General features: G+C 65.6%; 18 protein-coding genes, 1 pseudogene and 1 riboswitch. Of the genes and pseudogenes, 8 read left to right on the forward strand and 11 right to left on the reverse strand.

The genetic code is table 11. From position 1 onward, the window contains the following. Positions 1–371 precede the first annotated feature (371 nt). The gene (locus IEY49_RS19530; RefSeq protein WP_229780929.1) at positions 372–1,451 is read right to left on the reverse strand and encodes a peptidase MA family metallohydrolase; all 1,080 of its coding nucleotides are present in this window, start codon (positions 1,449–1,451) and stop codon (positions 372–374) included. Positions 1,452–1,723: 272 nt separating this feature from the next. Here IEY49_RS19530 and IEY49_RS19535 point away from each other — a divergent pair, with 272 nt between their 5' ends. Together IEY49_RS19535 and IEY49_RS19540 are read left to right on the forward strand one after the other, a co-directional pair. Then, complete coding sequence (locus tag IEY49_RS19535) at positions 1,724–2,221, forward strand: TlpA family protein disulfide reductase (protein WP_189011835.1); 498 nt, start codon at positions 1,724–1,726, stop codon at positions 2,219–2,221. Next, the gene (locus tag IEY49_RS19540; protein ID WP_189011836.1) at positions 2,218–2,919 is read left to right on the forward strand and encodes a cytochrome c biogenesis protein CcdA; all 702 of its coding nucleotides are present in this window, start codon (positions 2,218–2,220) and stop codon (positions 2,917–2,919) included. Before IEY49_RS19535 ends, IEY49_RS19540 begins: the two co-directional genes overlap by 4 nt. Positions 2,920–3,103: 184 nt before the next feature. On the opposite strand, the gene IEY49_RS19545 is transcribed toward IEY49_RS19540, so the two are convergent. From IEY49_RS19545 to IEY49_RS19560, 4 genes are all read right to left on the reverse strand, one after another. After that, positions 3,104–3,973 carry a hypothetical protein gene (locus tag IEY49_RS19545; protein ID WP_189011838.1) on the reverse strand — a complete coding sequence of 290 codons (870 nt, stop codon included), beginning with the start codon at positions 3,971–3,973 and terminating at the stop codon, positions 3,104–3,106. Positions 3,974–4,206: 233 nt separating this feature from the next. Then, on the reverse strand, positions 4,207–7,032 hold the full coding sequence (locus IEY49_RS19550) for a tetratricopeptide repeat protein (RefSeq protein WP_189011840.1): 2,826 nt from the start codon (positions 7,030–7,032) through the stop codon (positions 4,207–4,209). Then, on the reverse strand, positions 7,029–8,198 hold the full coding sequence (locus tag IEY49_RS19555; RefSeq protein WP_229780930.1) for a serine hydrolase: 1,170 nt from the start codon (positions 8,196–8,198) through the stop codon (positions 7,029–7,031). Before IEY49_RS19555 ends, IEY49_RS19550 begins: the two co-directional genes overlap by 4 nt. A gap of 575 nt (positions 8,199–8,773) precedes the next feature. Continuing rightward, positions 8,774–11,059, reverse strand: a complete 2,286-nt coding sequence (locus IEY49_RS19560; protein WP_189011842.1) for a glycosyltransferase — start codon at positions 11,057–11,059, stop codon at positions 8,774–8,776. Between the two features lie 179 nt (positions 11,060–11,238). Then, positions 11,239–11,313, forward strand: a riboswitch (cyclic di-GMP riboswitch). Positions 11,314–11,323: 10 nt separating this feature from the next. On the opposite strand from IEY49_RS19560, the gene IEY49_RS19565 reads away from it, so the two are divergent. Beyond that, positions 11,324–12,799, forward strand: coding sequence for a glycoside hydrolase family 30 protein (locus tag IEY49_RS19565; RefSeq protein ID WP_189011844.1), 1,476 nt, complete (start codon positions 11,324–11,326; stop codon positions 12,797–12,799). A gap of 237 nt (positions 12,800–13,036) precedes the next feature. Here IEY49_RS19565 and IEY49_RS19570 read toward each other — a convergent pair whose 3' ends face one another. Continuing rightward, positions 13,037–13,333, reverse strand: coding sequence for a hypothetical protein (locus IEY49_RS19570; RefSeq protein ID WP_189011846.1), 297 nt, complete (start codon positions 13,331–13,333; stop codon positions 13,037–13,039). Next, a complete protein-coding gene (locus IEY49_RS19575) occupies positions 13,330–15,027 on the reverse strand; it encodes a PhoX family protein (RefSeq protein WP_189011848.1) in 1,698 nt (565 codons plus the stop codon). The genes IEY49_RS19570 and IEY49_RS19575 overlap by 4 nt, the downstream gene beginning before the upstream one ends. Positions 15,028–15,113: 86 nt before the next feature. On the opposite strand from IEY49_RS19575, the gene IEY49_RS19580 reads away from it, so the two are divergent. Beyond that, a complete protein-coding gene (locus IEY49_RS19580) occupies positions 15,114–16,106 on the forward strand; it encodes a serine hydrolase domain-containing protein (protein ID WP_189011850.1) in 993 nt (330 codons plus the stop codon). Positions 16,107–16,233: 127 nt separating this feature from the next. On the opposite strand, the gene IEY49_RS19585 is transcribed toward IEY49_RS19580, so the two are convergent. Further along, positions 16,234–17,703 carry a sensor histidine kinase gene (locus tag IEY49_RS19585; protein ID WP_189011852.1) on the reverse strand — a complete coding sequence of 490 codons (1,470 nt, stop codon included), beginning with the start codon at positions 17,701–17,703 and terminating at the stop codon, positions 16,234–16,236. A 3-nt stretch (positions 17,704–17,706) separates the two neighbouring features. Next, a complete protein-coding gene (locus IEY49_RS19590) occupies positions 17,707–18,384 on the reverse strand; it encodes a response regulator transcription factor (protein WP_189011854.1) in 678 nt (225 codons plus the stop codon). Between the two features lie 99 nt (positions 18,385–18,483). On the opposite strand from IEY49_RS19590, the gene IEY49_RS19595 reads away from it, so the two are divergent. The 3 genes from IEY49_RS19595 to IEY49_RS19605 all read left to right on the forward strand — a co-directional run bounded on the left by IEY49_RS19595 (position 18,484) and on the right by IEY49_RS19605 (position 23,112). Then, positions 18,484–18,936 carry a hypothetical protein gene (locus tag IEY49_RS19595; RefSeq protein WP_189011856.1) on the forward strand — a complete coding sequence of 151 codons (453 nt, stop codon included), beginning with the start codon at positions 18,484–18,486 and terminating at the stop codon, positions 18,934–18,936. A gap of 104 nt (positions 18,937–19,040) precedes the next feature. Continuing rightward, a complete protein-coding gene (locus IEY49_RS19600) occupies positions 19,041–21,557 on the forward strand; it encodes a PAS domain-containing sensor histidine kinase (protein ID WP_229780931.1) in 2,517 nt (838 codons plus the stop codon). Between the two features lie 319 nt (positions 21,558–21,876). Beyond that, the gene (locus tag IEY49_RS19605; protein ID WP_189011858.1) at positions 21,877–23,112 is read left to right on the forward strand and encodes a sugar efflux transporter; all 1,236 of its coding nucleotides are present in this window, start codon (positions 21,877–21,879) and stop codon (positions 23,110–23,112) included. 112 nt (positions 23,113–23,224) lie between these two features. Here the strand turns inward: IEY49_RS19605 and IEY49_RS19610 are convergent, their stop codons facing one another. Together IEY49_RS19610 and IEY49_RS19615 are read right to left on the reverse strand one after the other, a co-directional pair. Further along, positions 23,225–24,208, reverse strand: a complete 984-nt coding sequence (locus IEY49_RS19610) for an acetamidase/formamidase family protein (RefSeq protein ID WP_189011860.1) — start codon at positions 24,206–24,208, stop codon at positions 23,225–23,227. A 137-nt stretch (positions 24,209–24,345) separates the two neighbouring features. Next, entirely contained in the window at positions 24,346–24,843 is a 498-nt protein-coding gene (locus tag IEY49_RS19615; RefSeq protein ID WP_189011862.1) for a ferritin-like domain-containing protein, read from the reverse strand. Positions 24,844–25,273: 430 nt separating this feature from the next. Here IEY49_RS19615 and IEY49_RS19620 point away from each other — a divergent pair. Continuing rightward, positions 25,274–25,767: pseudogene (locus IEY49_RS19620) on the forward strand (IS4 family transposase); the annotation flags it as partial.

Here is a 25,767-nt window from a genome sequence, read left to right on the forward strand (position 1 = left end):
CGCCGCGAGGCGGCGCTCTTCGAGTTGAGCACGGGAATACTGAGTGGGCTGCCAGCCGGGCATTCCCCAAGTATATCAATGCCAAACCACGACGTGATCAATAGTTTAAGTTCGGTTGTGCGCAATGCCCGGTGAGATGGCATCTCTGGCGAAATGAATGTCAAATTTCGTTTATTGAACGAGTGGATTATGTGCCGGTAACTTCGTGCTCTGGGTTCGCAATCTCCAGAACATGGAGCGGCTTATCTGACTGTCCGGCCGCCGATGCCATCGCGGGGCTCACTGAGAGCCTGCGTCCCCTTGGTTCACACCTTATCGATACTTCCTCTGGGTCCCGACGGTCTGCAGCCAGCCCGCACCAGATCAGAAACTCAGGGAAGTGGCTCACGTGACCGGGCGGCTTTGACCGCCTGCGTGCCCAACCAGGCTTTCCAGTCCTTGTCCAACTGGTCGAATGTCGCTCCGAAAGCTCGCGTAGAGGCCACCTGCGTGCTTTGACCCGCCGCCAGTTCGTGCATGAAGGAGGTCACGCGGGGCATCCCGTAGCGACTCACGGCATAGCGGACGAAGGCGTAGCCCTGGCCATACACATGGGGCCATAGTTCACCGGGCGTGGCCTCAAAGTTGGACAGGCGGTCCCAGGCCACCAGTTCCCCACGGGTATGCCACGTGATACTGCGCTGCAGGTAGGTCGCACGCGCCTGCTCGGTCCAGATGCCTGACGCCACGAAATGGGCCAGGCCCTCGTGTAGCCACCAGGGTATGCGGATCTGGCCTTCACCGAAGCGCGAAAACACCGCAGCATGCGCCAGCTCATGGGCGAGGGTAACCCGCGACTCCGGCCAGCGCGGGGCTGCCAGTTTGATGGCCTCGCCCGGCTCGTTCCAGCCGCCCACCGGCTGCAGGCTGAGCTGCACACTGGCCGAGAGCGCCGCGTAGCTGCCGTACAGCTTGACGACCGGTGGCTGCGACGGGCCGTACCCCAGGGCGCGCCGGACCAGCGAGATGGTCGCGTCAAGATTCGTGGCTATGGCGCCCGCCACCTCTTCCTGTCCGGCCTGGGCCAGCACGCGCCCCTGGGCCAGCGTAACGGGGAAGGCTTCACCGGCATACCGCCACTCTCCGCCGACTTTTCTGAAGGTGGAGGTGAGGGTCACGTCGCGCTGCACGTTGGCCGCCGTGCGCCAGGACCAGCGCAGCTGCCCCAACGTCTGGCCGCTGATCTCGCGCACATCGCTCAGGGTCAGCCGCAGGTCCTGCGGCGGCCGGGCCACCCAGTCCTGCACGAATCGCCGGTGCTCGGTCGCGAACATCGGTTCGCGCAGGTCGACCAGTGCCAGGTAGGCCGTCGCGTCCCGGCGGACCAGCGCTTCCTGCATGGCGTTCACAAGCCCGGCAGGCGAGTCCGGCCCGGCAGCCCGTACATTGCTGGCGGTCAGGAGAACGGACATGGCCAGAGCATTTCGCGCGAACTGTAGATCAGGCACCCGCCCATTGTCGCGCCCCTGTGCGGCGGATTCCCGGCACCTTGATCACAATGGGGCCGTTTGGAGATGCCCGGGCGGGTCAGGTCCACTGGGCGGTCCACCGTACGAGTCTTTTTGAAACACTCCTGGTGACTGTCTGCCGAGCCGGCCCAACGTGTTGCCGCCACAACACAAGGTGCCCGGTGGTCAGGATAAAAACAGAACAGAACTCTTTCAGTGCATAAAAAGGACGAATCATGCAAAAGCGAATTACCCTGCTGCTGTTCCTGATGTCTGGCCTCGCCTCGGCGGTGCGGCCGGGCGATGTGGCGCCGGACTTTACCCTGAATGACGCGACCGGAAAGAGGGTCACCCTGAGTAGCCTGCGTGGCCAGCCGGTGGTCCTGACGTTCTGGGCCACGTGGTGCCTCGTCTGCAAAAAGAATTTACCTGAACTGAATCAGGAAGCGGGGCGGGCCAAAATGAAAAACATGTTTGCCGTGAGCGCGACCGACACACCTAAAGCAGCCCTGGCGTATTTCAAACAAAGCAGGCTGGGCAGCATCACGCCGCTGGTGGACGCGCCGCGGACCAAAGCAACGAGCAACGGGGCCGCCGTCGCCAAGGCCTACCGCATCATCGGTCAACCGGTCTCCGTGTTTATCGATCAAGGCGGAAAGGTGGCCGCCGTTCACTCGGGTTACCTGCCGCCTGAGCAGTTCCGTGCCTACCTGAAGCAGATCCGCCCCCGGTGAACGACTCGCCCGGCTTCCTGCTCGCATTCGGGGCGGGGCTACTGTCGTTCCTTTCGCCGTGTGTGCTGCCCATGCTGCCGGCCTATCTGGGTTTCCTGACGGGCATGAGCCGGGGGGAACTGGCCGGCGCAGGGGCCAGACGCGTGGCTCTCCGCCACGCCGTGGCGTTCCTGGCCGGCTTCAGCATCGTGTTTCTTGCACTGGGGGCGCTGGTTGAATCCGCTTCGATTGTGCTCACGACCTACGGAACCCCGGTCCGGATCATTGGCGGTCTGATGGTGCTGGTGCTGGGCCTGTTCACACTGGGCGTGCTGCGCTTTAACGCCCTGTACCTGGAGCGCCGCATCCACCTGAAGAACAAACCCGCCGGATACCTGGGCAGCGGCGTGGTCGGGCTGGCATTTGCTGCCGGCTGGACCCCGTGCATGGGACCGATTCTGGCCGGTGTGCTGTTTATGGCCGCCCAGAAGCCGTCGCTGGGGGTCCCTCTGCTTCTGACCTATGCCCTGGGATTCAGTGTGCCGTTTCTGCTGGGCGCCTTCTTCCTGGAGCGGGTTCGCGCGCTGCACCGCTTCACACCCTCGCTGGAGCGGGCCGGTGGCGTGCTGATGGTCGTCGCCGGCGTCCTGCTGCTGACCAACGGGTTTGCGTGGATCAGCCGGTCCCTGGTGAACGTCGTGGGATTTCAGGGCTTCTGAGGGAATGTCTCTTCAACTGCTGAACCTCTGGAGGGCCGCCAATCTGCTGACAGCCTATGATTCCGGCTGAGGGCTCTGCTTCGGGGACCAGCAGGATTCGGCAGGTAAGTCGGCCTTCAGGGCGGCCTGCCTTCTCCAGATCCGGATGGTCAGGACCTGGCAGGCCCACTTCTGTTACCCAACTTCAGGCAGAGGTCAGATATGGCGTTTTCGGCATCAGGGAAAGCAGGAGCGCGCGGTCGCTTGAGGGGGGAATAATCAGCTCCCACGCAATATCCAACGCCTGTTCGGCGGCGCTTTGGCAACCCTGATCAAGCCTTCTCCGGGCATACATCAGCAGGGCGTATCCAGTCTCCACATGTGTGACCCGGGCCTTGTCGAGCAGAAGACGGAGACGCTCTCCGGTCGTGTCTGCGCCCTCATCCGTACCGGAGAGCAGGCAGCTGTGGACACACAGGGCAATCACTTCCGCGTCGTCGCCCGACCCGTTCTCCAGAGATAGGTCATCCAGAACAGTGAGCACCTGTCCGGTCCACTGACGCGCGTTTTCGAGGTGGACAGACGCTACCGCCATGCCGCACTCGTCGGCCGCATTGCCGGAGTGCGCCATGACCTCCAGATAAGCCGCGAAGGCGCGGACCAGTGGGCGGTTGCTGCACCCGGCCGAGGTTCGCAGTTCGCCTGCGGCACGGCAGAAGTCGCCCATTCCTACATAGATCCGGGCCATGGCCATCCGGAGGTCGTCTGGTGCCCATTCGCCGGTCGCGAGCAGGGCCTGCAGGATGTCCTGGGCCTCGCTCACCATGCCGCGCTGGGCCAGAGCCTCAGCAAGCGGCAGCCGGAGATCGGCGGGCAGGAGATGAACACGGGTTTCCAGGCCGGCGAGCGGACGCGCGGACTCCGGAGAGGGGGCTGCCAGACACAGCCACTCGCGGATCAGTGCGGTCTTGTGGGCGTCAGAACGCGCGCAAGACCCGGGCTGACCGACTGCGGCGTCAGCCGAACCGGCCTCAGGGGAGGTGTGGAGATGAGCGGTGGAAAAAGTGTCAGGCATGGATGTTCCGGTGATGAAGGGAGACAGGAGCAGGGGCGCTTGGACGGTGGAACGTCCAGACCGTCAGCGCCGGATGCAGATGTCCACCGTTACTCTACGGACCGGCGTTTCTCACTTGTTTCCACAGAAAAACCCGGTGGCTCGTGGGTCTTTCTACAGCTCCCGGTGGGCTTGCCCGGCCCGCTACAGGCCTGTGACCATGCAAGCCTTTTCCCAGCCCTCCAGCTGCGTTCCTAGGTGGCGAATCGCTGCTCACCGGCGCGTGCGACCGCATTCAGAGCGTCTGTGATGACGTCACAGAGGCTGCAGTCCAGGTCTCCTGCGACACCCGCCTGGACCGGGCGCAGGGCCTCCCGAACCGGTTCCGGAAGGTCAAGGGATGACAGCATTTCCAGCAATTCCGGGTCCGGCACGTTTCTAAGGCCGAGCAGCAGGGCCCTCGCGGCAGCCAGGCCATGGCCCTGAGCCTGGTGGAGCCCAGCCAGATGGCGCGACACGGCCAACGTCCGGTGCTGAAGCTGGGCATTGATCTCCTCGGCGAACTGACTGCCGTCCAGGCGCGGCAAAAAGGTCCCCACATTCTGGAGCAGGCGGTCCAGCTCGGCAGGGTCCGGGTTGGCCGCAGAGTAGGCTGGCCCCAGGTAAGCACTGACATCCACCGTCAGTTCGATATGTTCCGGTGGTGTCAGCAGGCGGTAGCCGCGCGGGTCCTTCCGGGGAGACAGCAGCTCTTTTTCCAGTTCATGGTCGAGTTCCTTCAGGAGCCCGCGCAGGGTGGAAATGCCCTTGAAGGCTGCGTTACGGCGGTCGCTCTTGTGGGTGTGCAGTTCCTCGGCAATGGCGTCGGTGGTCTTCCAGTCGGCCTTCAGCGACAGGTAGGCCAGCGCATACAGCGGCAGCAGCGAGCGGGTGGCGATGGGCTGCCCGTTGACTTCCAGGGCCAGCCGGCCCAGGGTGGTCAGCTTTACGGTGTACCGGGGGCGGATCGCGGGTTGAGGCACGGCGGCAGCGGCGAGCCGCCGAAAGCGCTCAGGCTCCACGTTCATGTCGGCGCAGGCCTGATAGACCGGAGCGAAGGTGCCGGCGTACATCCGGGCCGTGGGGTCCTCCGGGCTGTCCCGGGCATCCAGGACCGTGACCAGCATGTTCGCGGTGGCCTCGGTAAAGACTCCCAGTTTCAGCCGCACCTGGGCTGAAAGCAGCTGTGTCAGCAGCACGCTGTCATAGCTCAGCTTGCCGTCCAGGCTGACCCTCTCGAATTCGACCAGAGCCTCCTGCAGCTCATCCTGCACCAGATGCACCAGCCCCAGGGCCAGTGGCTGGTAGGCCAGGTGCTCGCTGTAGTTTCCGGTCTCGCCCACGCGGCGGACGACCTCGCGCACGGTCCGGGCGTGGGCGATGAGGCCCTCGTGCTGCTCAAGCATGTACAGCGCGAAACAGACGTAGGTGTGCACCATCAGAAGACCGGCCACATTGCCCCGCTCCTCGAAGCCTTCCAGGGCAGCTTCAAAGCTGGCCACCGCCAGTTCCCACGACCCGAACTCCATGTAGATCAGCGCGCGGGTGTTGTAGAGGTACGGCAGCGAGGCGTCCTTGGACTGCAGGCTCAGGCCCCGCTGCACCAGGCTCATGGCCTCCTCGTGGTCGCCAGCGTCCTTGCTCATCTCGCTGAGCTGGCACAACAGGTAGGTCATCTCCGAGACGTACCTTGTCCCGGCGCTTTCCGCCAGGACCAGGGCTTCATAGGCTGCCTCACGGGCGCCCTGAAGGTTGCCGGACATGTACCGCACCCAGGCGTTCTGCGACAGGCTGGTCATGATCAGGTCGATCTGGCCCGAGCGCAGGGCACTCTTGTAATGCTTCTCGGCGGCCACAAGCGCGTCGTCGTAGCGGTTGGTTCGCATCAGCAGCAGGGTTTCAGTGCGGTAGACGCGCGCGCAGTCGATATCGTTCTGGGCCCGTTCCCGGGCAATTTCAAGGTGCTCACGAAACGCCACCAGGTCCACCCTGAGGTTAGCCACGCGCGCCAGCAGGACATGGGTGTACGAGGAATCGGTGCCGTTGTGCAACTGGTTGATCAGGATATGGTGGCCCCGGTCGGTATCCCCGTCCGAGAGGACGTAGGCCGCCAGCGTGTCGCGCAGGCTGGGAGACAGGTCCATCATGTCCACACTGCTCAGCAGCGCGATTTTCTGCGGAGTGTCGCTGAAGTCCTCGCCGTAGCGCTCGAAGTAATACCGGATCAGGTCCACGCGGTGTTCCCGGGCGGTGGACGGCATCACCTCGATCAGGTTCTGCAGTACCTCGTCCGGGGGGCGCACCACCTGCCCGCTGACGCCCGCGACGTCCTGAAGGCGCCGGCGCATGGCCGGGTGAAGCTGCAGCCGGCCCTCAAGCGGGATCACCGGAAAGCCGGTGTTCAGCAGCGCCGGAAGCTGGTTTTCCCGCTGCGCGATCAGCAGCGTGGCGTCCAGGGTGTCGTTGTACGCGGCATCGATCAGTTCGTCGCGCTGGACAGGGGAGAGGTCCTCGATCAGCTCGTCGAAATAGGCGTTGAGCGCCGCCATCGGCGTGCGCTCCATGACCACCATGGCTGGCCAGCCGAGGGTCCGCTGGGCGGTGTCCGCCACGTGAATGCCGGAGTCCAGGGCCGTGAGCTCCTCGGCGGTGAAGGCCAGGTCCGTAGCGTTCCAGATCACCAGCCGGCGCTGCTGCCACAGCGACAGCACCCGGGCATAGTTGAAGTGTTTCAGCGCCAGCACGAAGCGCACCTCCGCCGCCGGATGACGCACCAGCGCCGCCACGGTTTCCGGAGCCAGCAGATGGGCGTCGTCGATCAGGCACAGGGGCGCGCGGGAGCCCTCGCGGGCCGGGGCCGCGCTGAGCAACTGCAACAGGGTGGTCTGCGGCTGCGCCGTGACGTAGCTGCTTGCCATCCCGAGGCGCTGGACCTGCTCAAGCAGAACGGTTTTTCCGTAGCCGGCGGGCGCACACAGCAGAACGTGCAGCGCCGAGCTGGCAATTTCGCCGAGCAGCCGGGGCCGCTCGATCAATTTCACGTGCCGTCCCTCAGGGTCAGCAGGTTCTGCTCGATCCACAGCACCAGCGGACGGATCTGCTTCTCGATGGTCTGGGCATGCCTGGCATCGCTCTGGTCATTGAGATAGGTGTAGGCCATAACCTGGCCGCCGGGCAGTTCCAGGTAACCGGTGAGGGTCAGCAGTCTCCAGCCGCTTCCGGCTTTGGCGGCCCAGTACTTGGTCTTCAGTACCGGCTGCTTCGGCCGGCAGCAGCCGGTCGCCATCAGCTCACGGAAGACCCTTCTCGTGGCCGGTTGCAGGTTGACGCCCGACAGCGTCTTGGCCATCAGATCGGTGTACGCGCTCGCGGTGCTCATGTTCTGCACGTAAAACTCCAGTTCCGGGGTATAGGCCGGGCCGAAGAAGTACAAGTCCAGGTCTTTTTCCAGTTTCGGCCCGGCCACCGTCTGGGACGCCTTGATGATCCGGTTGGCGGTCAGGATGCGCTCTTCCAGGGGCTGTCGGGCGTAGGCGGCAGCCGTCGGCAGGGTGTTCAGGGTGAAGGGGTCGACCGGCACCACTTCAGGAATCAGGCCAGACTGGGCGCTCCACCACGCCTTGGTGGTCAGCATCACCGAGGTGCAGGGGCTGGACTTCCGGGTTTCGCGGGCCAGGCGGCCGGGACCGTAGGCCAGGTGAAGGATGTCACTGGCGGTGTTGTCACTGTTGTAGATCGTGCGCCGTGCCAGATCGTAGAGACTGTTGGTCCCAGCGGGGTAGGCTTCAATGCTGCGGTTGGCGGGCGTGGTGGTGAACTTCGTGGTCAGCTTGTACTTGCCGGCGTCGATTTCCCGGAACATCGCCTGAACGACCAGGGACTTAAACGCGCTCGCCAGTGGGTGCAGGTCATTGACATTGCCGTGCGTGATCGCGCGGACCGGTTTGCCGGCTGAATCGTAGATAGCGCCATAGAAACTGACGCGGCCGGAAACGACAGGGGGCAGGGCGGACGCCGTGAGGGTCGGCGTGGCGGTGGCAGCGCCACAGGTTCCTGGTGTCAGGTGGATGGCTGCGGCCGGTTCGGCCAGGGGCTCGAATGGGGCAGGAATCGGAACAACCGGGGGCGCGGGCGGCAGCAAAGGTGTGGTCGCGGCAGCGGCGCTGCCCATCAGGAGGGCGGCAAGGGAAAGGCGACGGAAAAGCATGGTACAGGCTCCTTGACATGCCCAAATCCGGGAAAACCGGCATCTGGCGTGGAATCGTAATGAATGTTGAGGTTCAGGCCCAGTCTTTTGAGTGTCCAGGACAGTGATCAGATGAATTCGGGTCCTGTCCCGTCGCCATAGGCGCCTTCAGGGGGCCGGCAAGACTGAGGTACTTGCAGGGGCCGTGACTCTGTAAATGTGGCAGGACGGGGGCAGGCATTGTGAAGGGCGGTGACTCCTGGTCGGATGGTGAAGTGCGTTTGTCGGAACGGTTTCAGACTATCTGAAGGCTCTGTCAGATTTCTCACAGATGATAACCGAGGTGTGAGCTGGACGTGGAAAGGGGGCCTTGCCAAGCGTGTGGAGCGCAACGGTGCTCAGCGAGCCACCGGCGCAGGTGGTTCCTGGACCCAGCGACTGCGGGGAGCGTCGCACTGCATCGATTTGCATTCTGTTTGAACGGTATTTCGTCTGGAGGGATGCCGGGCCCCGTGATCTCTTCGGGATGCTGGAGTCTGATCACGACCATTCGGAGCGGCAGCTCTTACCGGCCCGCGCGCCCGGCTCGTCAGGCTTCATTCCAGCGGCGACTGGGTGCTGCGTGGCGTGACCTTCCAAGCACGTTCACGGCGGAACTCCTTGATCTGGGCCACCACGGCGAGGAGATTCTTGAACGGCGTGTAGAACACCGACGAGACAACCAGATAGAACCAGAACCAGCCTCTGCGCCCCTTGAACGACGCATCGGCCTGCCGATAGGCGAACAGAGCCTGCCAGGGCCCGACGCTCAGTGTGAAGACCGTCGTCAGCACGAACACCGGAATGGCCCAATCGACCTGACGGTCATCGACCAGCAGCCAGTACCCGAGGATTGGGAACATCTGCACCGACAGCACCGGATAGAACTCGCGCCAGCCCAGCAGATGAAAAAAGCCCAGCTTCTGACGCAGGGTCAGGTGCCTGGAACGCAGGCCAAGGGGCAGGTGCTTGAGGCTCACCTGAAACCAGCCCTGGGCCCAGCGTAGCCGCTGGTTGGTCAGGGCGCCCAGAGTGGCGGGCGCCAGCTCACGCGAGACCAGGTAAGGGTCATTGGCAATCTTGTATCCGGCCTCAACACTTCTGAGCGCCGAATCAATGTCTTCGGTGAGCATGGAGCCGTGCATCCGGATTTTGCGCAGCAACTTTGTCTTCCAGTAGCCGTTGCTGCCTCCAAAGATGCCGAAGCCATGCATTCGCGCGCGGCCGGGATGGCTGACCGCGTAGATGCTCTCAAATTCCACCGCAACCATCCGTGCCACCCAACTCTCCTCACCATTGCGAATCACGCAGTGGCCCTGCACCACGTCCCAGCCACTCGAAAGCCATCGCCATGCCCGGCGGAAACTGTCGGCGTCCGGCTGGTGATCCGCGTCAAACACGGCAGTGACCTCACCCGTGACGATCGCCAGGGCGGCATTGACGTTCTGGGCCTTGCTGGTACTGCCTTCCACACGGAATGGCACGAACCGTGGATCCCGCTCGGCCAGGGCCCGCAGGGCCGCTTCTACTGGCAGATCCCTGGGAGTGTTGTACGCCAGGATGACCTGTAAGCCGGCTGGGTAGTCGATTCGCAGAAACGCGTCGATGGTTTCCTCTACCGTCGCAGCCTCGTTCGGAAGGTAGGCGGCGATGATCGCGCTTGCCCTGGGGTAGGGGCTTTGCGGCTCTTCCGGAGGCTGCTGCGGGTTCAGGGCTAGAAAGCCTTCAAGCAGAATGAACGCCGCTGTGCCAAGCAGCGCGGTCGCCACAGCCAGGTACGCCCAGTCGGTCACATCAAGGCCAATCCGGGCCAGAAACGCATAGAGAAAAAACGGAATGACGACCAGCAGGACGTTGACCGCTATTACCTGGGCCGGCAGCCTCAACTTTTCGCGCAGCTGGGCATACCGTTTGGGTTTCGCTTCCCGGCGGGAGTGCACCTGTGGGTCGTACAGCACGGGCTGGAGGTCCAGGTGAGCCGCCGCGTAGCGGGCGGCGGTGTCGGCACGCCCGAGGAAGTTATCGGGATCCAGGCCGGGGCGGTACTGTGCCAGTCCGATGGAGGGCGTCAGCCTCAGCAGGTCTCCGTGGTACGAAAAGGAATGTTCCACCAGCCGCAGACTGGCTTCCCGTGCCCGGCTGAGCGCGGTTTCAGGTGTGGTGTTGGGAGCCAGTACATGAAAGTGGCCTTTCCGGTCGTGCGACAGCACAGTGAGCGGCCCGGCCAGTTCACGCAGCACCCGCATGGTCTGGTTGGCGATCACCGTGTCGAGCTGGGAACCAAAGCGCTGGCGGAGCACCGGCAGCTCTTCGAAGGCCAGTGAAGCGAGCATCAGAGGATCACCGGTCACGCGGGCCCGCTCCATCTCACGCAGCATAGGGGCGAGCATCGCCTGGACCGTCATGATGCCGGTTCGTCGGTCGCGGGCCAGGGTCCAGGCGGGCACCGGGGGGCGGGCCAGCTTGACCCGGATGCGCGCCATCAGTTCCGGCATGTTGAAGGGCCGGGAGACGAAATCGTCAGCGCCGGCATCCAGCGCGTGAATGACGTCCTGCATGCCTTCCTTGTTCATCACCAGGATGATGGGCACCGCCTCAACGGATGGATCCTGACGGACCCGCCGAGTGAACGCCACGCCATCAAGGTGTTGTGCGCAGGTTGTGACGATCAGGTCAGGCCGGTGGTCGCACAGCATCTCGAAGCCACGGTGCTCGTCGGCGGCTGAGTGCACTTCAAACGATTCGTCGCGCAGGGCCGCACACAGGGCCTCGCATTCATCGACGTCGGGTTCGACAACCAGAATTAAAGGGGGGGCCACTGTGGTGGAAACTGCCTGAGTCACGGTTCGCTCCGAAGATAGGGATCTGACGAGAAAATTAGATTAGCATTAAATGACTAATTATTCACAGATAATGACCTCTTTCGTGAAGTTTCACGCATTGGTGGAGTTGCTGCGAGAGAGAACTGTGTGAGCCGCTAATTAGACTTTGACCATCTCGGCCTGCCGAGAAACGATTCCTTCGACCGAACCGGCAAACCCGCTGCAAAGCGGGGACGCAAAGCCACGGGGCCCCCTGGGTCAGCCGAGCCACCGAAACGAGCCCCCATGAACCTGAAAACAAATCTGCTGTTTGCATCCATCGTTCTGGCCCTGACGGCCTGTTCACAGTCCCTTCCTCAAGTCCCGGCGTTGGGCGACCCGTTAGTTCAGGCAGCCCGCACAACGCAGACAACCCGCACGGCACAGATCTGGCTGACCACGCCCGACGGCCGTCAGAAAATCGCGGCCCAGCCCGGCGTCGCTTTCAAATCGGGGGTCACTCCTGTGTCCGGCGCGGTGACGGTGGACCCGAAGGTCACCTACCAGAGCATCAAAGGATTCGGTGCCGCACTGACCGAGTCAAGCGCCTACCTCATGACCGACAAAATGTCGGGCACCCAGCGCAGCGCCCTGCTCAGGCAGCTGTTCGATCCGGCCGGCGGCATCGGCCTGAGTTACGTCCGCATTCCGCTGGGGGCCAGTGACTTCGCGCGTTCGAGCTACACCTACCACGACCTTCCGGCGGGAGTGGTGGACGAATCGCTGACCAGCTTCAGTCTGGCCCGCGATGAACAGTACGTCCTGCCGCTGGCCCGCGACATCCGGGCCACCAGCCCGGAGGTCCGGTTTATGGGCACGCCCTGGAGCGCGCCCGCCTGGATGAAGGACACGGCTCACCTAAACGGCGGGCAACTCCTGCCTGAATGGCGGTCCGCCTATTCGAACTATCTGCTGCGGGCGGTCCAGGGTTACGCCCAGAGTGGCGTTCCTCTGGACATGCTGACCCTGCAGAATGAACCGCGCCATGAAACCGGCGGCTACCCCAGCATGCGCCTGGAACCGGCCGACGCGGCGGGACTGGTCAAACAGCTGGCTCCGGCACTGCAGAACGCGGGACTGCAGACAGGCCTTCTGGGCTGGGACCACAACTGGGACGATACGTCCTACCCGCTGGCGCTACTGGGCGATCAGGGTGCCCGCGACGCGCTGGCGGGAACGGCGTTTCACTGTTACGGCGGTGACGTCAGCGCCCAGTCGAAGATTCGCGACGCCTATCCCGACAAGGACGTGTACTTCACCGAGTGCAGCGGCGGTGGCTGGGCCACAAACTGGGGAAACAACCTCGCGTGGAACGTGCAGCACCTCGTGATCGGCGCCACCCGCAACTGGGCCAGGACCGTGCTGCTGTGGAATCTGGCGCTCGACCCTCAGGGTGGCCCGACCAACGGTGGGTGCAGCAACTGCCGTGGCGTGGTGACAGTGGATCCGGCTTCGGGCGGGGTCACCCTCAACGAGGAGTACTACGCGTTGGGTCACGCTGCCAGGTTCGTGCGGCCCGGTGCCGTGCGTATCGCGTCGGCAAGCTACGGCGCCGGCAACATCCAGACTGTGGCGTTCCGTAATCCCGACGGCACACGCGCCCTGATCGTCCTCAACGGGTCGTCCTCGAACCGCAAGGTGCAGGTGGTGGAAAACGGCGCAGGCTTTACCTACACCCTGCCCGCGGGAGCCGTAGCGACCATAACCTGGCCTGCCTCCTGAGGTGTGCCTGAAGAGGTCTGGCAGTCAGCGGACAGGTGCAGGGCAGGCATTCAAGAAGGCAGACTTCCCAACGTGAAACTGAAAAGTTCCGCCGGAGTCCGGCAGCCTGCCCTCCCGATTCGGAGACCAGGCAAGAGCGCGGGGCGAACCCCGGCCTGGGCTGGTCTCCTTTTGTAACCCACAGGCCCGGTCTCCCGCCAAGGAGACCGGGTTTGGGCGCTGGTGCTGCCCAGGGTTTTATACGACCCAGTGCCAGTCCTGCAGGTAAGTGGTGAAGTCGCGCAGCATGGCGGCGGGATCCTCCCGGGTGCTGGCGTCCAGGCTGGTCTGCCATGCACTGGTTTGCTCTGTGGTGAGCGCACTGAGTGGCGCCGCGCCGCCCAGAAAATCGTCCAGGTCTTCCAGCAGGGCTTCGTAGCGCGCCCGGAGCCAGGGCTGCTGGCGCGTGACCTCGTTCAAGAAGTCTTCTGCGGCATGCTCGAGCCGCACGGTGCGCCCCACGATCCAGGGGGCCCTGGAGGCCAGCGCGGTCATGCCTGCCTCCAGCCAGGGAAGCCCTCGATGGCGACCAGGGTCGGGCGCGGAATGCGGGTGCCCTCCTTGGCGGCAAAGGTGCTGGTGAGCTTGTCCAGGCTCTCGCTGTCCTCGCCGGGATGCTGCACCGCCACAAACAGCGTCTTGCCGTCAGGGCTGAAGACCGGGCCGGTCAGCTCGGCGTCCACCGGACCAACGGCGAAGCGGTAGGCCTTGCCCGTATTGGGGCCCTCGGTCGGGAAGAAGAACATGGCGTTGTTGCCGTGGTAGGCCTTGATCGGGTTGGTGCCCAGGTCGCTGTTGTCGGTGACCATCCACAGGTTGCCGTAAGGGTCGAAGACCAGGTTGTCGGGACTGGCAAAGCCGCTCTGGGGACCTCCGTAGGCGAAGACCTCCCACAGGAAGGTGGTGGCTGCCGGATCACGGTCTTTTTCGGTCCATCGGATGATCTGCCCGAAGAAGTTCCCGTGGCGGCTGTTGTTGGTCAGCGCGGCGTACAGGTCCCCGGTGCGCGGATGAATCTCGATGTCCTCCGGGCGGTCGACCGGAGTGCCTCCCACGGCCAGCGCTGCGGCTCGCGCGTCGGCCAGCACCTCGGCCTGCGACGTGAACAGGGGCTTGTCGCCGGCTTTGGCCTCCTGCAGCTTTTTGTTGCGGGCATAGTCGAGCAGAACCCAGCTGCCGTTGCCGAAGTTGGCCACGTACAGGTCGCCGTCGGCCAGCAGATCACGGCTGGCGTTGCGGTCGGCGGGGTTGTAGCGGTCACGGCTGATGAACTTGTAGATGCAGGAGTCCTGCATATCGTCACCCATGTAGGCGACCACGCGGCCGTCGCGGGCCAGGGTCACCGCGGCGTTCTCGTGCCGGAAGCGGCCCATGCCGGTGCGCTTCTTGGGGGTCCAGGCCGGGTCGAAGGGGTCGATCTCGGTGACCCAGCCCTGGTGCATGGCCTCGTAGCCGCTGCCGGCCCAGGCCTTCTGGTAGCCGTCGACGTTTTCCTCGCAGGTGAGCAGGGTGCCCCAGGGGGTCTGCCCGCCCGAGCAGTTGCCCACGCTGCCCTTGACCATGGTGGCCCCCTTCACGACCGCCGAGCCGCGCACCGGACCGGTCAGTTCGATGGGTGTAAACGCGTCGATGCGGCGGTTGCGCGGGTCCATCACGACCTTCCACTCGCGGCCTTCCTTGCGCACCCGCACCACGCTGACGCCGACATCCTGCATCTCGGCCTGGATCTGCTTCGCCGTGCGTTCCTTGGTGTCGCCGCCCACGAACATGGGGTTGGCGTACTCGTGGTTGATGGTCAGCAGCGCTTCGGTGCTGCTCTTGCCGCCCTGCAGCATGTCGATGGGAAAATAGCCCACGAAGTCGTGGTTGAAGCCCAGGGTGCGGCCGTCCGGCGTGAAGGTCTCACCCCAGGGGGCCAGCACCTGATAGCGGTAGCCGCGCGGCAGCGTCAAGGCATCGGCAGCGGTGGGCTCAATCGGCGTGAAGGGCGGGAAGGCCCGGGGCTGGAGCTTCTGGGTGTCCGGGGTCACTGGCGCGCCGTTGTTCGCGGTGGCCTGCGCGTCGCTGAAGGCCACCGGCAGGCTGACGGCCGCGGCGGCGCCGGCCACGGTCCCCAGGGCGCTGCGGCGGGTGAGCTGCCGGGACAGCAGGCGGTGCCAGACACTTGTTTCGACCGGTGATTGCGTCATGACCTGCATGCTCGGGACCCGCCGTCAGCCCCGCGTCAGCGCCGCGTATCCCCCGTGTCAGCCGGCCGGTGAGCTACCGTGAGCGCATGCAGATTCCCGACCGCACCGCCGAGGTGCTTGCTCAGGCTGTTGCCCAGGGCCTGCCCGGGGCCGCCCTGGGTGTGGTGAACCTTCAGGGACAGCGCGCCGCCCTGGTCCTTGGACAGGCCCAGATCTTCCCCGAGCCTGTGCCGCTGGATCAGGACATGTGGTGGGATTTGGCCAGCCTGACCAAGCCGCTGTTCACCGCTCGGCAGGTGCTGCGCGCCACCGGCGAGGGGCGACTGGACCTGGACGACCCTCTTCAGGCGCATCTGCCGGACCTCGCCTGGATGCAGGGCAGTGCGCTGAATTCCCGCACGCTGCGGCAGCTGATGACCCACACTGCGGGCCTGCCGGCCTGGGCGCCGATGTACACCTGGGGCGACACCGCCACCATCCGCGCCCGGCTGCTGCAGGAGCCCTGGGTGCTCGACGAGCCCGGCGAGGTGCGGTATTCGGACCTGGGCTACCTGCTGCTGGGACGGGTGCTGGAGCGGGTGTATGGGCAGCCGCTGCGTGACTTTGTGCTCGAAGCAGGCCTGACTTTCATGCCTGAACCCTCGCGCAGCGTGGCCACCGAGCGCTGCGCCTGGCGCGAGCGGGTCCTGCGCGGAGAAACCCATGACGAGAACGCCGCGGCGCACGGGGGCGTGGCCGGCCACGCCGGGCTGTTCGGCACCCTGGACGGAGTGCTTGACCAGGCGGAAGCCCTGCTGCGGGGAAGCTGGCTGGGTGCCGCTGCGCTCTCAGCCGCCACCCGCCCGTATGCGCCGGGCCGCACCCTGGCATTCGTGCAGGCCCAGCCCGGCTGGAGCGGCGGCGGCCTGACGTCGCCGGATGCATACGGACACACCGGCTTTACCGGCACCGGCCTGTGGGTGGACCCTCCACACGGTCTGGCCTGGGTGCTGCTGACCAACCGGGTTCATCCCACGCGGCACGCGGGCACAGATATCCAAGCGCTGCGCCGTGCAGTCGGCAACACCCTGCTGGCCTGAGGGCTGCCCGGTGTTCAGACCGAGGCGGTATTGGCGTAGTGCATGCCCTCTGGGCGAAAGGGCTGGTTTCTCCGGCAGGTTCCTGACCGCTCAGTGGCAAGGCTGCAGTGTGGTGCGCGGGCCCCTCTCAGGCCCTCTGCTCTTCTTCCTGTCCGGGAACATCTGCCGCGGGCAGGCGCAGGCAGAAGGTCGTGCCATCCGGCCCAGTGTGCTGGACCTCCAGGGTGCCGCGAAGCTGGGAAGCGATCCACTGGGCGATGGGCAGGCCCAGACCGGCGCCGCCAGGTTCGCGCTGACGGGCCGGGTCGGCGCGGTAGAAGCGCTCGAAGATGTGCGGCTGCGCCTCAGGCGGAATGCCGCTGCCCTGGTCCTGAACGCTCAGCAGGACCTCGCCGCCCTGCTGATCCAGGTACACCGTGACGGTGCTGCCCTCGGGACTGTACTTGATGGCGTTGTCCAGCAGGATCAGCAGCAGCTGCTTCAGGCGGTCGTGGTCGCCTGACACCATGTACGGACGGTCGTCAGCGTGCAGGGCCAGCCTCAGCGCCGGGGCCAGCAGGCGCGCGCCCCGCATGGCCTCCTGCGCCACCGCCCGCAGCGAGACCGGGCGGCAGGCCAGCGTCACGCCGGCGTCGCTGCGGGCCAGCAGCAGCAGGTCTTCAACCAGCCGGGTCAGGCGCGACGTTTCGCGTTCGATGTCGCTCAGCATCTCTTCGCGTTCGGCGGCGTCCAGGTGCGGGTGGCGGCGCAGCAGCTCCAGGTTGCCGCGCATGACCGTCAGCGGGGCCCGCAGCTCATGAGAAGCGTCGCCGACGAAGCGCTGCTGGGACTGCCAGGCGGTCTCCAGGCTCTCGAGCATGCCGTTGAAGGTGGTGGCCAGCCGGCCTAGTTCGTCACGGGCCCCGCCCGTGCGGACCCGGCGGCCCAGGTCACGGCTCTGGGCGATGGCGCGGGCGGCGCGGGTCAGGCGGTCGACCGGGCGCAGCGCCGAGCCGGCGACCCACCAGCCGATCAGCAGCACCGCCAGAACAGAAAGCACCACCAGCTTAATCAGCAGCCGCGCCAAGTCGCGGGCCCCCTGATCCACCCGGCCCAGCGGCGTCAGCGCTTCGACGTAACCCATCGTCTTGCGCGCCGTACCCACCTGCAGCACGTAGCGGCGCCAGCGCTGGCCGTCGACCATCAGGGTTCCGAAAGCACCGTTGGCGCTGGGGGTCACGTGGGCATTGGTCAGCGGCAGCGGCAGCAGGTCCAGGTACGCGGGCGGCGCCGGATCGGACAGCGGCCTCTGCGGCCGCGTTTCGGGCAGGCCCGGGTCGCTGGGCGAGCGGTACATCAGTGCGCCGCTCGGCGCGTAGCTGCGCAGCACCATGACCGTACCGCCCTTGGTCTGCTCCGTGGTATCGGTCTCGAAGGCGTAGGACCGGCCGTAGGTCCGCATGCCGGACTCCACCAGCCGGGCACTGACCACCAGAATGCGGTCCAGCGCCAGGAACTGCTCACTGACCGAGGCGGTGTAGCCGACCAGCCCCACCGCCGTCAGCGTCAGGGCGCACAGCGTTCCGTACCAAAGGCTCAGCCGCAGCCGCAGCGTCACAGCCTACCCCTGACGCAGAACGTAGCCGACCCCCCGGATGGTATGGATCAGCCGGGTCTCGCCGTCGCCTTCCAGTTTCTGGCGCAGCTGCTTGACGTAGGTCTCGACCACATTGGGATCGCCCAGGTAGCCCAGACCCCAGGCCCGGTCGAGCAGCACGGATTTGGACTGCACCCGCTCGGGCTGCTCCATGAACGCCTGCAGCAGCCTGAACTCCTGGGCAGTCAGGGTGATCTCCCGCCCGTCGCGGGTGACGCTGTGGCACGCCGGGTCCACCGTGAGATTCCCGAAGCGCAGGACCGCCGGGGCATCCGTCTCGCGCCGGCGCAGCTGGGCCCGCACCCGGGCCGCCAGCACGTCGAAGCTGAACGGTTTGGTGACGTAGTCGTCCGCCCCACCCTCCAGGCCGCGCACCTGCTCGTCGGGACGGTCCCGGGCGGTGAGCATTACTACCGGCAGATTGGCATCGACCCGCCGCAGGCGGCTGAGCACCTCCAGGCCGTCGAGCCCCGGCAGCATCACGTCCAGAATCACCAGTTCCGGCGGGCGGTCCCGGACCGCCGCGAGCCCCGCCTCGCCATCGGGCGCCGTCTCGACCAGAAAGCCCTCGTAGGACAGGCCGCGCTGCAGCAGGCTGCGCACGCCGGCGTCGTCGTCGATCACGAGGATTCTGGGGCTCATGCTCCCATTCTAGGCCCGCCGGGACGGGTGGGAGACGCCCTCAGCTGGCCCTCAGCTTTTTTCCAGCGGCGCGACAGTTTGCTCCTTTACCGTGCGGGTATGTCCCCTACAACCCAGGTCAAGGTGTGCTCGGCCCAGGTCGCCTCCTTCGGTGGCGTCGATCTCCGGCGCGTCAGCGTGTCGCTGGGGGGGCAGGCTCAGGTGCTGCTGGTGCGGGAGTACCAGCATGCCGCAGCCTACCTGCTGCAGCCGCACGCGGGCGGCCCGGATCTGGTCTCCCGCCAGGAGACGTCGGCGGCCCCGGCTCTGGTGCTGCGGGCCGAGTGGGGCGAGCCGCTGGGCCAGGTGCTGGGCGTCGAGACCGACTCCGGGTGCGGGCGGATCAGCGCCTACCTGCTGGTGCTGCGTCTGCCCGGAGGCGAGCAGCGCAGCGTGCGGGTGCGCACCCGCGACACCTTCTGGTGGCAGGGCCAGCTGTACTGCCGCAAGACCCGGACCCAGCAGCTGCGCGGCCTGCTGATGGGTCGGCAGTCCTCCAGACAGGCAGCCTGATCCCCGCGCGGACCGGACGGTAGCCGTTTTCCGAAGCAGAACGGAAGAACCCGACAAGACGACCTGGTCAAGCGCACGGGGAGGGTACGTTACCCTGAGGCAAGATGCCAGCCAACCTGCTCCTGCACCTGCATGTGGCGGCCAGGGAGCTGGCTGGCGCACGCCTGCCGGAGGTGGTGCAGCGCGTCACCGAGCAGGTGGTTGCCCAGACACTCCCGGGGTACCGGGTGCAGTTTGGCGCCCCGCTGGAGGCGCCGGACCCGGCGGCCCCGCTGGCGTTCGAGGCTGCGGAAGCGGGAGTGCGGCTCAGTGCGCCCGCCGGCGCCCCGGACCTGTCCGAGGAGGCGCGCGCCTATGCCCAGGTGCTGACTGACCTGGCGGGCGCAGCCCTGCGCCGCCTGGCCGAGGAGGCTTCGGAACGCGAGCACGCCCTGCGTTTCCGTCACATGGTCGAGGCCAGCCCCATCGGGGTAGCGGTCACCACGCTCGACGGCACCCTGGTGATGGTGAACGACACCTACCTGCGCCTGCTGGGGTACAGCCGGGCAGAGTTCGAAGCTGGCCTGGTGGACTGGCAGGCGCTGACACCGGAACCGGAACGCGACAAGGACCGGCAGATGTTCCGGGTGGCGCTGTCCGGGGGCCTCAGCCCCGGCTATGAGAAAGCCATGTACACCCGAAGCGGCGAACTCCGGCAGCTGCTGGTGACCCTGATCGCCTCGCAGGAGGCGGCGCGTAAGCAGGTGATCGCGTATGTGCAGGACATCACCGACCATCACACTGAACGCCGTGAGGGCCAGGCCCGCACCGCCGAGCTCGAACGTCAGGTGTCCACCCAGAGCCGCGAACTCGAAGATCACCTGTATGCCCTGCGGACCTTTGTGGAGTTCACGACCCAGGTCGCCTCCACCGGCGACCTGCCCACGCTGCTGGGTGCCGCGGAAGTGGTGCTCGCCGAGATGCTGGGGCACGGGGACCTGCTGTACGCCCGTGTCGACGGGCACCACGCCCATGTCACGGCATACAGCAGTGGTGTGCCGGAGCGCACCCGTGAGCGTTTTGCCGGCGGGTTCCGGCTGAGGCAGGACTTGATTCAGCGCGCCCTGCAGGGCGAGGAGATGGTCTTCTACGACCACTGGCAGCCCCTGAGGGACCGTGAAGGGCTGCTGTCGGGGTATCACGCGCTGGCGGTGTACCCGTATCTCCGGGACGGGCAGGTGGACGCGCTGCTGCTGCTGGCCAGTGCCCACGAGGTGTGGACCCCCGATGAGCACGCGATCCTGTTGGCGCTGGGGCGAAGCATGGGGCTGGCTGCGGAGCGGGTCATGCACGAACAGCGCCTGCAGGAACATTCGGATGCCGCGCAGGCCCGCACCCGGGCGCTGGAGGGCTTCGCCCAGCTGGCGCGTGACCTGGCCTTCGAAACGGACCAGTACGTGCTGGTCCGCCGGGCCCAAACCATCGTGGTGGACCTGATCAGCGAGGGTTTCGCCCAGTATTTCGAGGTTGAGGACGAACGCTGGTACATCCGTGCGCACACCGGCCAGATCGCGGCGCCGTCCACCGGCAATCCCCAGCTCGACGCACTGCTCGCGGGTGGACTGCCGTTCGGGCAGATCACGAACCTGAACCGACCGTGGCAAACCGGGCAGCCTTACTATCAGGACCGTTACGATCCGGCCGGTGACGGGGGCGTGCCTGGGACCGAGGTGCTCGGGTCGACCGCGACCATCCCGGTGATGGTTTACGGGCGCCCGTACGGGATCTTCGCCTACGGCACCTACCGGCCGCGGCACTGGTCCCGCACCGACCGGGCGGTGCTGGAGGCGGCCGGTCACCAGTTGGGGCTCGCCATCGAACGCGCCGAGCAGGCCCGGGTTCTGGAAACCCAGCGTCAGGCCCTGCAGGATGCCAACGAGGAACTTGAGGCCTTTTCCTATTCGGTATCGCACGACCTGCGCACGCCGGTGCGGCACGCCAAGAGCTTCTCGGAACTGGCCACCCGGGCGCTGCAGTCTGGTCAGCCCGACAAGGCCGGCCATTACCTGGGGCTGGTCACACAGGCCACCGACCGCATGACGGTACTGATCGACGCGATGCTGGACCTGTCGCGCACCTCACGCCAGGACCTGATGATCGAGGAGGTCGACCTGGACGGCCTGGTCAGGCTGGTGGTCGAGGACCTGCGCGCCGACCCGGCGGCCCGGAAGGTCGACTGGCAGATCGGTCCGTTGGGGCACGTCCGGGGCGACTGGCAGCTGCTGAGCCAGGTGCTGAACAACCTGCTGAATAATGCCATCAAGTTTTCGCGCACCCGGCCTGCCCCCCGCGTGCAGATCTCGGCCGAGCATCACCCGACCAACGTTACGCTGCACATCCAGGACAATGGGGTCGGCTTCGACGAGCGGTATATCGGCAAGCTGTTCCGGGTCTTCCAGCGGCTGCATCACCACCACGAGTTCGAAGGCACTGGCGTCGGGCTGGCCAACGTGCGCCGGATCGTGACCCGCCACGGCGGCACGGTCTCGGCGAAAAGCCGGCTGGGCGAGGGAGCCACCTTCAGCGTGTGCCTGCCCAAAGCGCTGCCGCACGACGCGGAGCCGCATTCTGCCCCAGGCTGAGTTGTGCGCCGCGGCGAGGCGGCCTGAACCTCTGACCGAAAATGGGGCCAAACTGAACCCTTCATGCCCCATTGACGGGTCGGAGGCCGATGGTCAGCCCACCATGCCGAATCTCGAAGGAATATTCCGAAGTGTTTAGACAACTAGTTTAAAATTCAGTACGGCTTCATGAAAGAGAGTCTTTTTGGGGCGGCCGACGTAATAGCGTAGGCGGCATCTTCGGTGGGCTCCTCGCAGACGGGCACACCGCTTCCTTTTGTCGCGTTCAGGGTCCCGGCAACACCGGGTCCGCTGTCTTTTCCCTGCCAGGAGCCCTCCCGTGTCCCTCTCGTTCAAAGCCCTGTCGTCGCTGCGCCATGTGCCCGGATTCCCCCAGTTCACCATCTCGGCGCTGCTGCTTGGTACCGCCGCTTCGTTCGCTGTGCCGTACATGCCGCTCTTTGCCCGCAATGAAGCTGGGATGTCCCCGCTGCTGCTGGGGATCTTCATGACCCTGATGTCGCTCAGCGGTGTCCTGATCAGCACCGTGCTGGCGCGCTGGTCGGACCGTGGAGCCCGGAACAAGCCGGTCATGCTCGCGGCGATCGTCAGCGCGGCTCTCGGGTATGTGCTGCTGTGTACCACCCGCAGCTACGTGCCGCTGGTCCTGATCGCTAGCGTATTTCTGGGGACCGGCGCGGCGGCCTTTCCCCAGCTGTTCGCCTTTGCCAAAACACACTTTGCCCTGGCGGGTGAGGATCTGGCCGACCGGAGCATGATCACGCTCCGGTCGATGTTCTCGGTCGCGTGGATGCTGGGACCCGCCGCGGCCGCCGTCATCCTGGAGGTCGCGGGATTCACGGGGCTGTTTCTCTCTGCCGCGGCGTGCTATCTGCTGGTGGGTCTGCCGCTGCTCTGGGCACGGTCCCGCCCTGTGGCCAGAACGTCCACACCCGCGCCCGTCACCTCCACGGACGACGCGGGCCCGAAGCGGCCGCTGACCCTGGTGGCGCTGAGCTTCGTGCTGTTCGGAATGTCGAACACCATGGGCTTTATCGCACTGCCGCTGCACGTCACCGGAGCCATGGGGGAGCCGAGCAGCACGGTGGGCTGGCTGATCGGGCTGTGCGCGTTCCTGGAGATCCCGTTTATTCTCAGCTTCGCGCTCTTTTCGGGCCGGTTTTCCAACGAACGGCTGATCACCCTGAGCCTGGGCCTGTTCGTGGCCTACTTCGTCATGATGGCGGCCGCTCCCGCGGTATGGATGCTGGCAGTGGCCCAGCTGATCCGCGCGGCGGTGATTGCGGTGATGACCACCCTGGGCATGGCCTATTTCCAGGAACTTATGCCCAACCGCACAAGCACCGCGCTGACCCTGTATGCCAATACGAACAGCATCGGCGCGGTGCTGGCCGGGGTCGTGTCGGGTGCCTTCGCTCAGGCGTTCGGGTATCAGGCGGTCTTCGTGCTGTGCGCGGCGATGACCGGCGCGGCCTTCGTCCTGCTGTATGTGGTCACCCGGCGCCCGGCGCAGCAGCCGGCCCTCGCCCCCTCACAGGCCAGCGCGGCCGACTGAGCCGGGCGCTGCGGGGGGCCATTACCCGGTGCGTCACACGTACCGGAGGCCCCACCACCGTACAGGGAATCCCCGCTCTCTCCTGACTGGGGACAGGAGGCTAAGGCCGCCTTCAGTTGTCGACGAAGATGTCCAGGGGCAGGAAGGCGCTCACAGTGTAGTTCGGCGCGTCCACCACCTGGCTGATTTTCAGGTCGACGCAGGCGCTGGCCAGCACGTAGGCTTCCTCCAGCGTGAATCCGCGGGTCTGAATGCGCCGCAGCATCGCCCGCAGAGCAATGCGCGCGGCCGTCATCAGGTCGGGGTCGTGCCCGCTGGTGCCGTGCCAGCGTCCGCTTGCGCCTCCGGAGGTCGGCGTGATGAATTCCGGCGTGGTCAGTCCCGTGCCGCGCTCCACACCCAGACACACGGTGAGCTGGCCCGCCATCTCGATGCCGGTGCCCGACAGTTCGCCGTCACCCTGCGCGGCATGCAGATCGCCCACTGACAGCAGCGCGCCTTCAACCTCGACCGGCAGGTACAGGGTGCTGCCTGCGACCAGCTGGCGGATGTCCATGTTGCCCCCGACGTGGCGGGGGGGCGCGGTCGCGTGGTCGCCGGGCTCGGCGAGGGCCACGCCGACGACGCCGGGAAAAGGGGAGAGCGGCAGGCGGACGCCGGGTCCGAAGCTGGCGTGTGTTCCTTCCCGCAGGTCCCAAAAGTGGGTGTAGGGCTGCAGGCCCTCTTCGCCCAGTGCGGCGTCCAGCAGGCCGATGCCGTCCGGGCGGCAGCCGGTCCAGCCCCAGGCGGCAGCCCGGACTTCCAGGATCTCGATGACCAGGGCGTCGCCCGGCATGACCCCTTCGACAAACACCGGGCCGGTCAGGGGATGCCCGCGTGGTCCGGCGAGGGCTGGGTAGGCATCCTGCTCGATCAGGGCCCGCAGCCCCTCTGGGGCGTCCAGTTCGCCTGAAGCGACCCGGCGGGCCACCGCGCCCCCGGAGGCGTCGAGGGTATCGAAGGTGACGCGGTCTCCCGGCTGTGCTCTCAGGGCGGGGGCAAGATCCCGGTTCCAGCTGGTGTGGATGTGTGAGGCGTCGAGAACATGGTCAGTCATGCCAGCAGACTACGGCCCGGCGGGGAGGGCGGTGCCACGGGGAGGGGCGCGGCACCTGGGCTCGTAAGACCCACAGGCAAAGCACAGGAAGGGGAGAGCCCCTGAAGGCCCTCCCCAGACGCTGATCTGAACCCGTTTCAGGCGTTCATAGCGGCGACGTTGATCTTTCCTGCGATCTGCGTCAGCTGATCGTCCGTGCGCTTCTCTTCCCCCAGGGTCTGCTCGAGCAGTTGCACAGCCTCATCGTCGCCCAGCAGTTGGGCGTAGGTCCGCGCGGTGCCGTAACACGCGATTTCGTGGTGCTCCATGGCCTGCTGGCAGGCGATCAGTCCGGCTTCGAGCACCTCGGGTGCGGCGCCCTGGCTCATCAGCTTCTGGGCTTCCTGGATGAGGCCCTGCATCGCGAGGTTGGTTTCGCCGCTGGGCTGAGCGCCCAGTTTCTGAAACAGCTGGTCGAGCCGCTGGATCTGCTGCTGGGTCTGGTCGATATGCATCGTCAGGCCCTGCTGCAGTTCGGGCGTGGTAACCGCCTGGGCGGCCTGCTGCATCGCTTCGAGGCCCTGCTGTTCGGCGCTGTAGATCTCCTGGAGCTTGAGGACGTAAAGGTCGGACAGGTCTTGCATCTGCATTGGCATCTTCAATTCACCTCTGCCCGGCATTGTGGTGACAGACCGTCTGCTGTTTCTGGCAGCGGGGCCAAGAAGATGAAGGGGAAGTGTTTGTGTGACCTTTAAGTCCTGGCCAACACGGCCTCGATCGGGCACTCACGTCGGTGAGATCGGAGAGGAAAAGCAAAGGTTGATCTCAGAGAAGGGCGATCAATGCCACAGAAATTAGGTTTCGTTCGTAATCTTCAATCAAGGAGGTGCTGTGCAGCGAGCTCCAGGAAGTGACCTGAAATCCTCGCAATGTCCCTATTGGTTCTGAACTGGGAAACCGAGAAGATCGCAGCAATCGCTCAATTCATCCGCATCACCATTGTGCCTACACTCTCAGCAGCTGACACTTTGAGAGAAATGGCGTCCTGGACGCGATATGGCAGCACGAAGGGCGGTATCAAGCCCTGTGACGAACAGAGATACCGCCCTCCTGCATGCCGACATGCTGGCCGCCCACCTGAAAACCCGCCTGCCACACCGTCGTCTGGATGCGCTGAGACGACTGGCTGAAGTGCTTCTCGCGTTGCTTCAAGCCGAATCCACGCTACACCGCAAAATTGCGCTTCACCTGCCCCGTGATGCGTCCCTTGACTCCAAGACCCGCGTGGTGGCGCGCACCTTCCACGATGCTCATCTCACCTCTCAGGACGTCCTCGACGTCCTGCTGCCGCTGATCCCCGACGGCAAATTGACCCTGGTGATGGACCGCACCACCTGGCACTACGAACAGACCCCACTGAACCTCCTGGTGCTGGGCGCGATCCTGGGGGGCGCGGTGATTCCACTGGTCTGGACCGTGTTACCTCACCAGGGCAACAGCAGCACCGCGGCACGCATCCTGCTGGTCTGCAGACTGCTCAAGGTGCTGCCCGCATCGCGCTGGGCGGTGCTGATCGCGGA

The sequence above is a fragment of the Deinococcus malanensis genome (genome assembly GCF_014647655.1).
In the GTDB taxonomy this organism is placed as follows: Bacteria; Deinococcota; Deinococci; order Deinococcales; family Deinococcaceae; genus Deinococcus; species Deinococcus malanensis.

Excerpts from the sequence above, each read along its gene's own strand:
- IEY49_RS19580 (WP_189011850.1), top strand. The coding sequence starts at position 15,114 with ATGCAGATTCCCGACCGCACCGCCGAGGTGCTTGCTCAGGCTGTTGCC.
- IEY49_RS19600 (WP_229780931.1), top strand. The coding sequence starts at position 19,041 with ATGCCAGCCAACCTGCTCCTGCACCTGCATGTGGCGGCCAGGGAGCTG.
- IEY49_RS19555 (WP_229780930.1), bottom strand. The coding sequence starts at position 8,198 with ATGCTTTTCCGTCGCCTTTCCCTTGCCGCCCTCCTGATGGGCAGCGCC.
- IEY49_RS19595 (WP_189011856.1), top strand. The coding sequence starts at position 18,484 with ATGTCCCCTACAACCCAGGTCAAGGTGTGCTCGGCCCAGGTCGCCTCC.
- IEY49_RS19535 (WP_189011835.1), top strand. The coding sequence starts at position 1,724 with ATGCAAAAGCGAATTACCCTGCTGCTGTTCCTGATGTCTGGCCTCGCC.
- IEY49_RS19530 (WP_229780929.1), bottom strand. The coding sequence starts at position 1,451 with ATGTCCGTTCTCCTGACCGCCAGCAATGTACGGGCTGCCGGGCCGGAC.
- IEY49_RS19590 (WP_189011854.1), bottom strand. The coding sequence starts at position 18,384 with ATGAGCCCCAGAATCCTCGTGATCGACGACGACGCCGGCGTGCGCAGC.
- IEY49_RS19615 (WP_189011862.1), bottom strand. The coding sequence starts at position 24,843 with ATGCCAATGCAGATGCAAGACCTGTCCGACCTTTACGTCCTCAAGCTC.
- IEY49_RS19545 (WP_189011838.1), bottom strand. The coding sequence starts at position 3,973 with ATGCCTGACACTTTTTCCACCGCTCATCTCCACACCTCCCCTGAGGCC.
- IEY49_RS19610 (WP_189011860.1), bottom strand. The coding sequence starts at position 24,208 with ATGACTGACCATGTTCTCGACGCCTCACACATCCACACCAGCTGGAAC.
- IEY49_RS19575 (WP_189011848.1), bottom strand. The coding sequence starts at position 15,027 with ATGACGCAATCACCGGTCGAAACAAGTGTCTGGCACCGCCTGCTGTCC.
- IEY49_RS19565 (WP_189011844.1), top strand. The coding sequence starts at position 11,324 with ATGAACCTGAAAACAAATCTGCTGTTTGCATCCATCGTTCTGGCCCTG.
- IEY49_RS19570 (WP_189011846.1), bottom strand. The coding sequence starts at position 13,333 with ATGACCGCGCTGGCCTCCAGGGCCCCCTGGATCGTGGGGCGCACCGTG.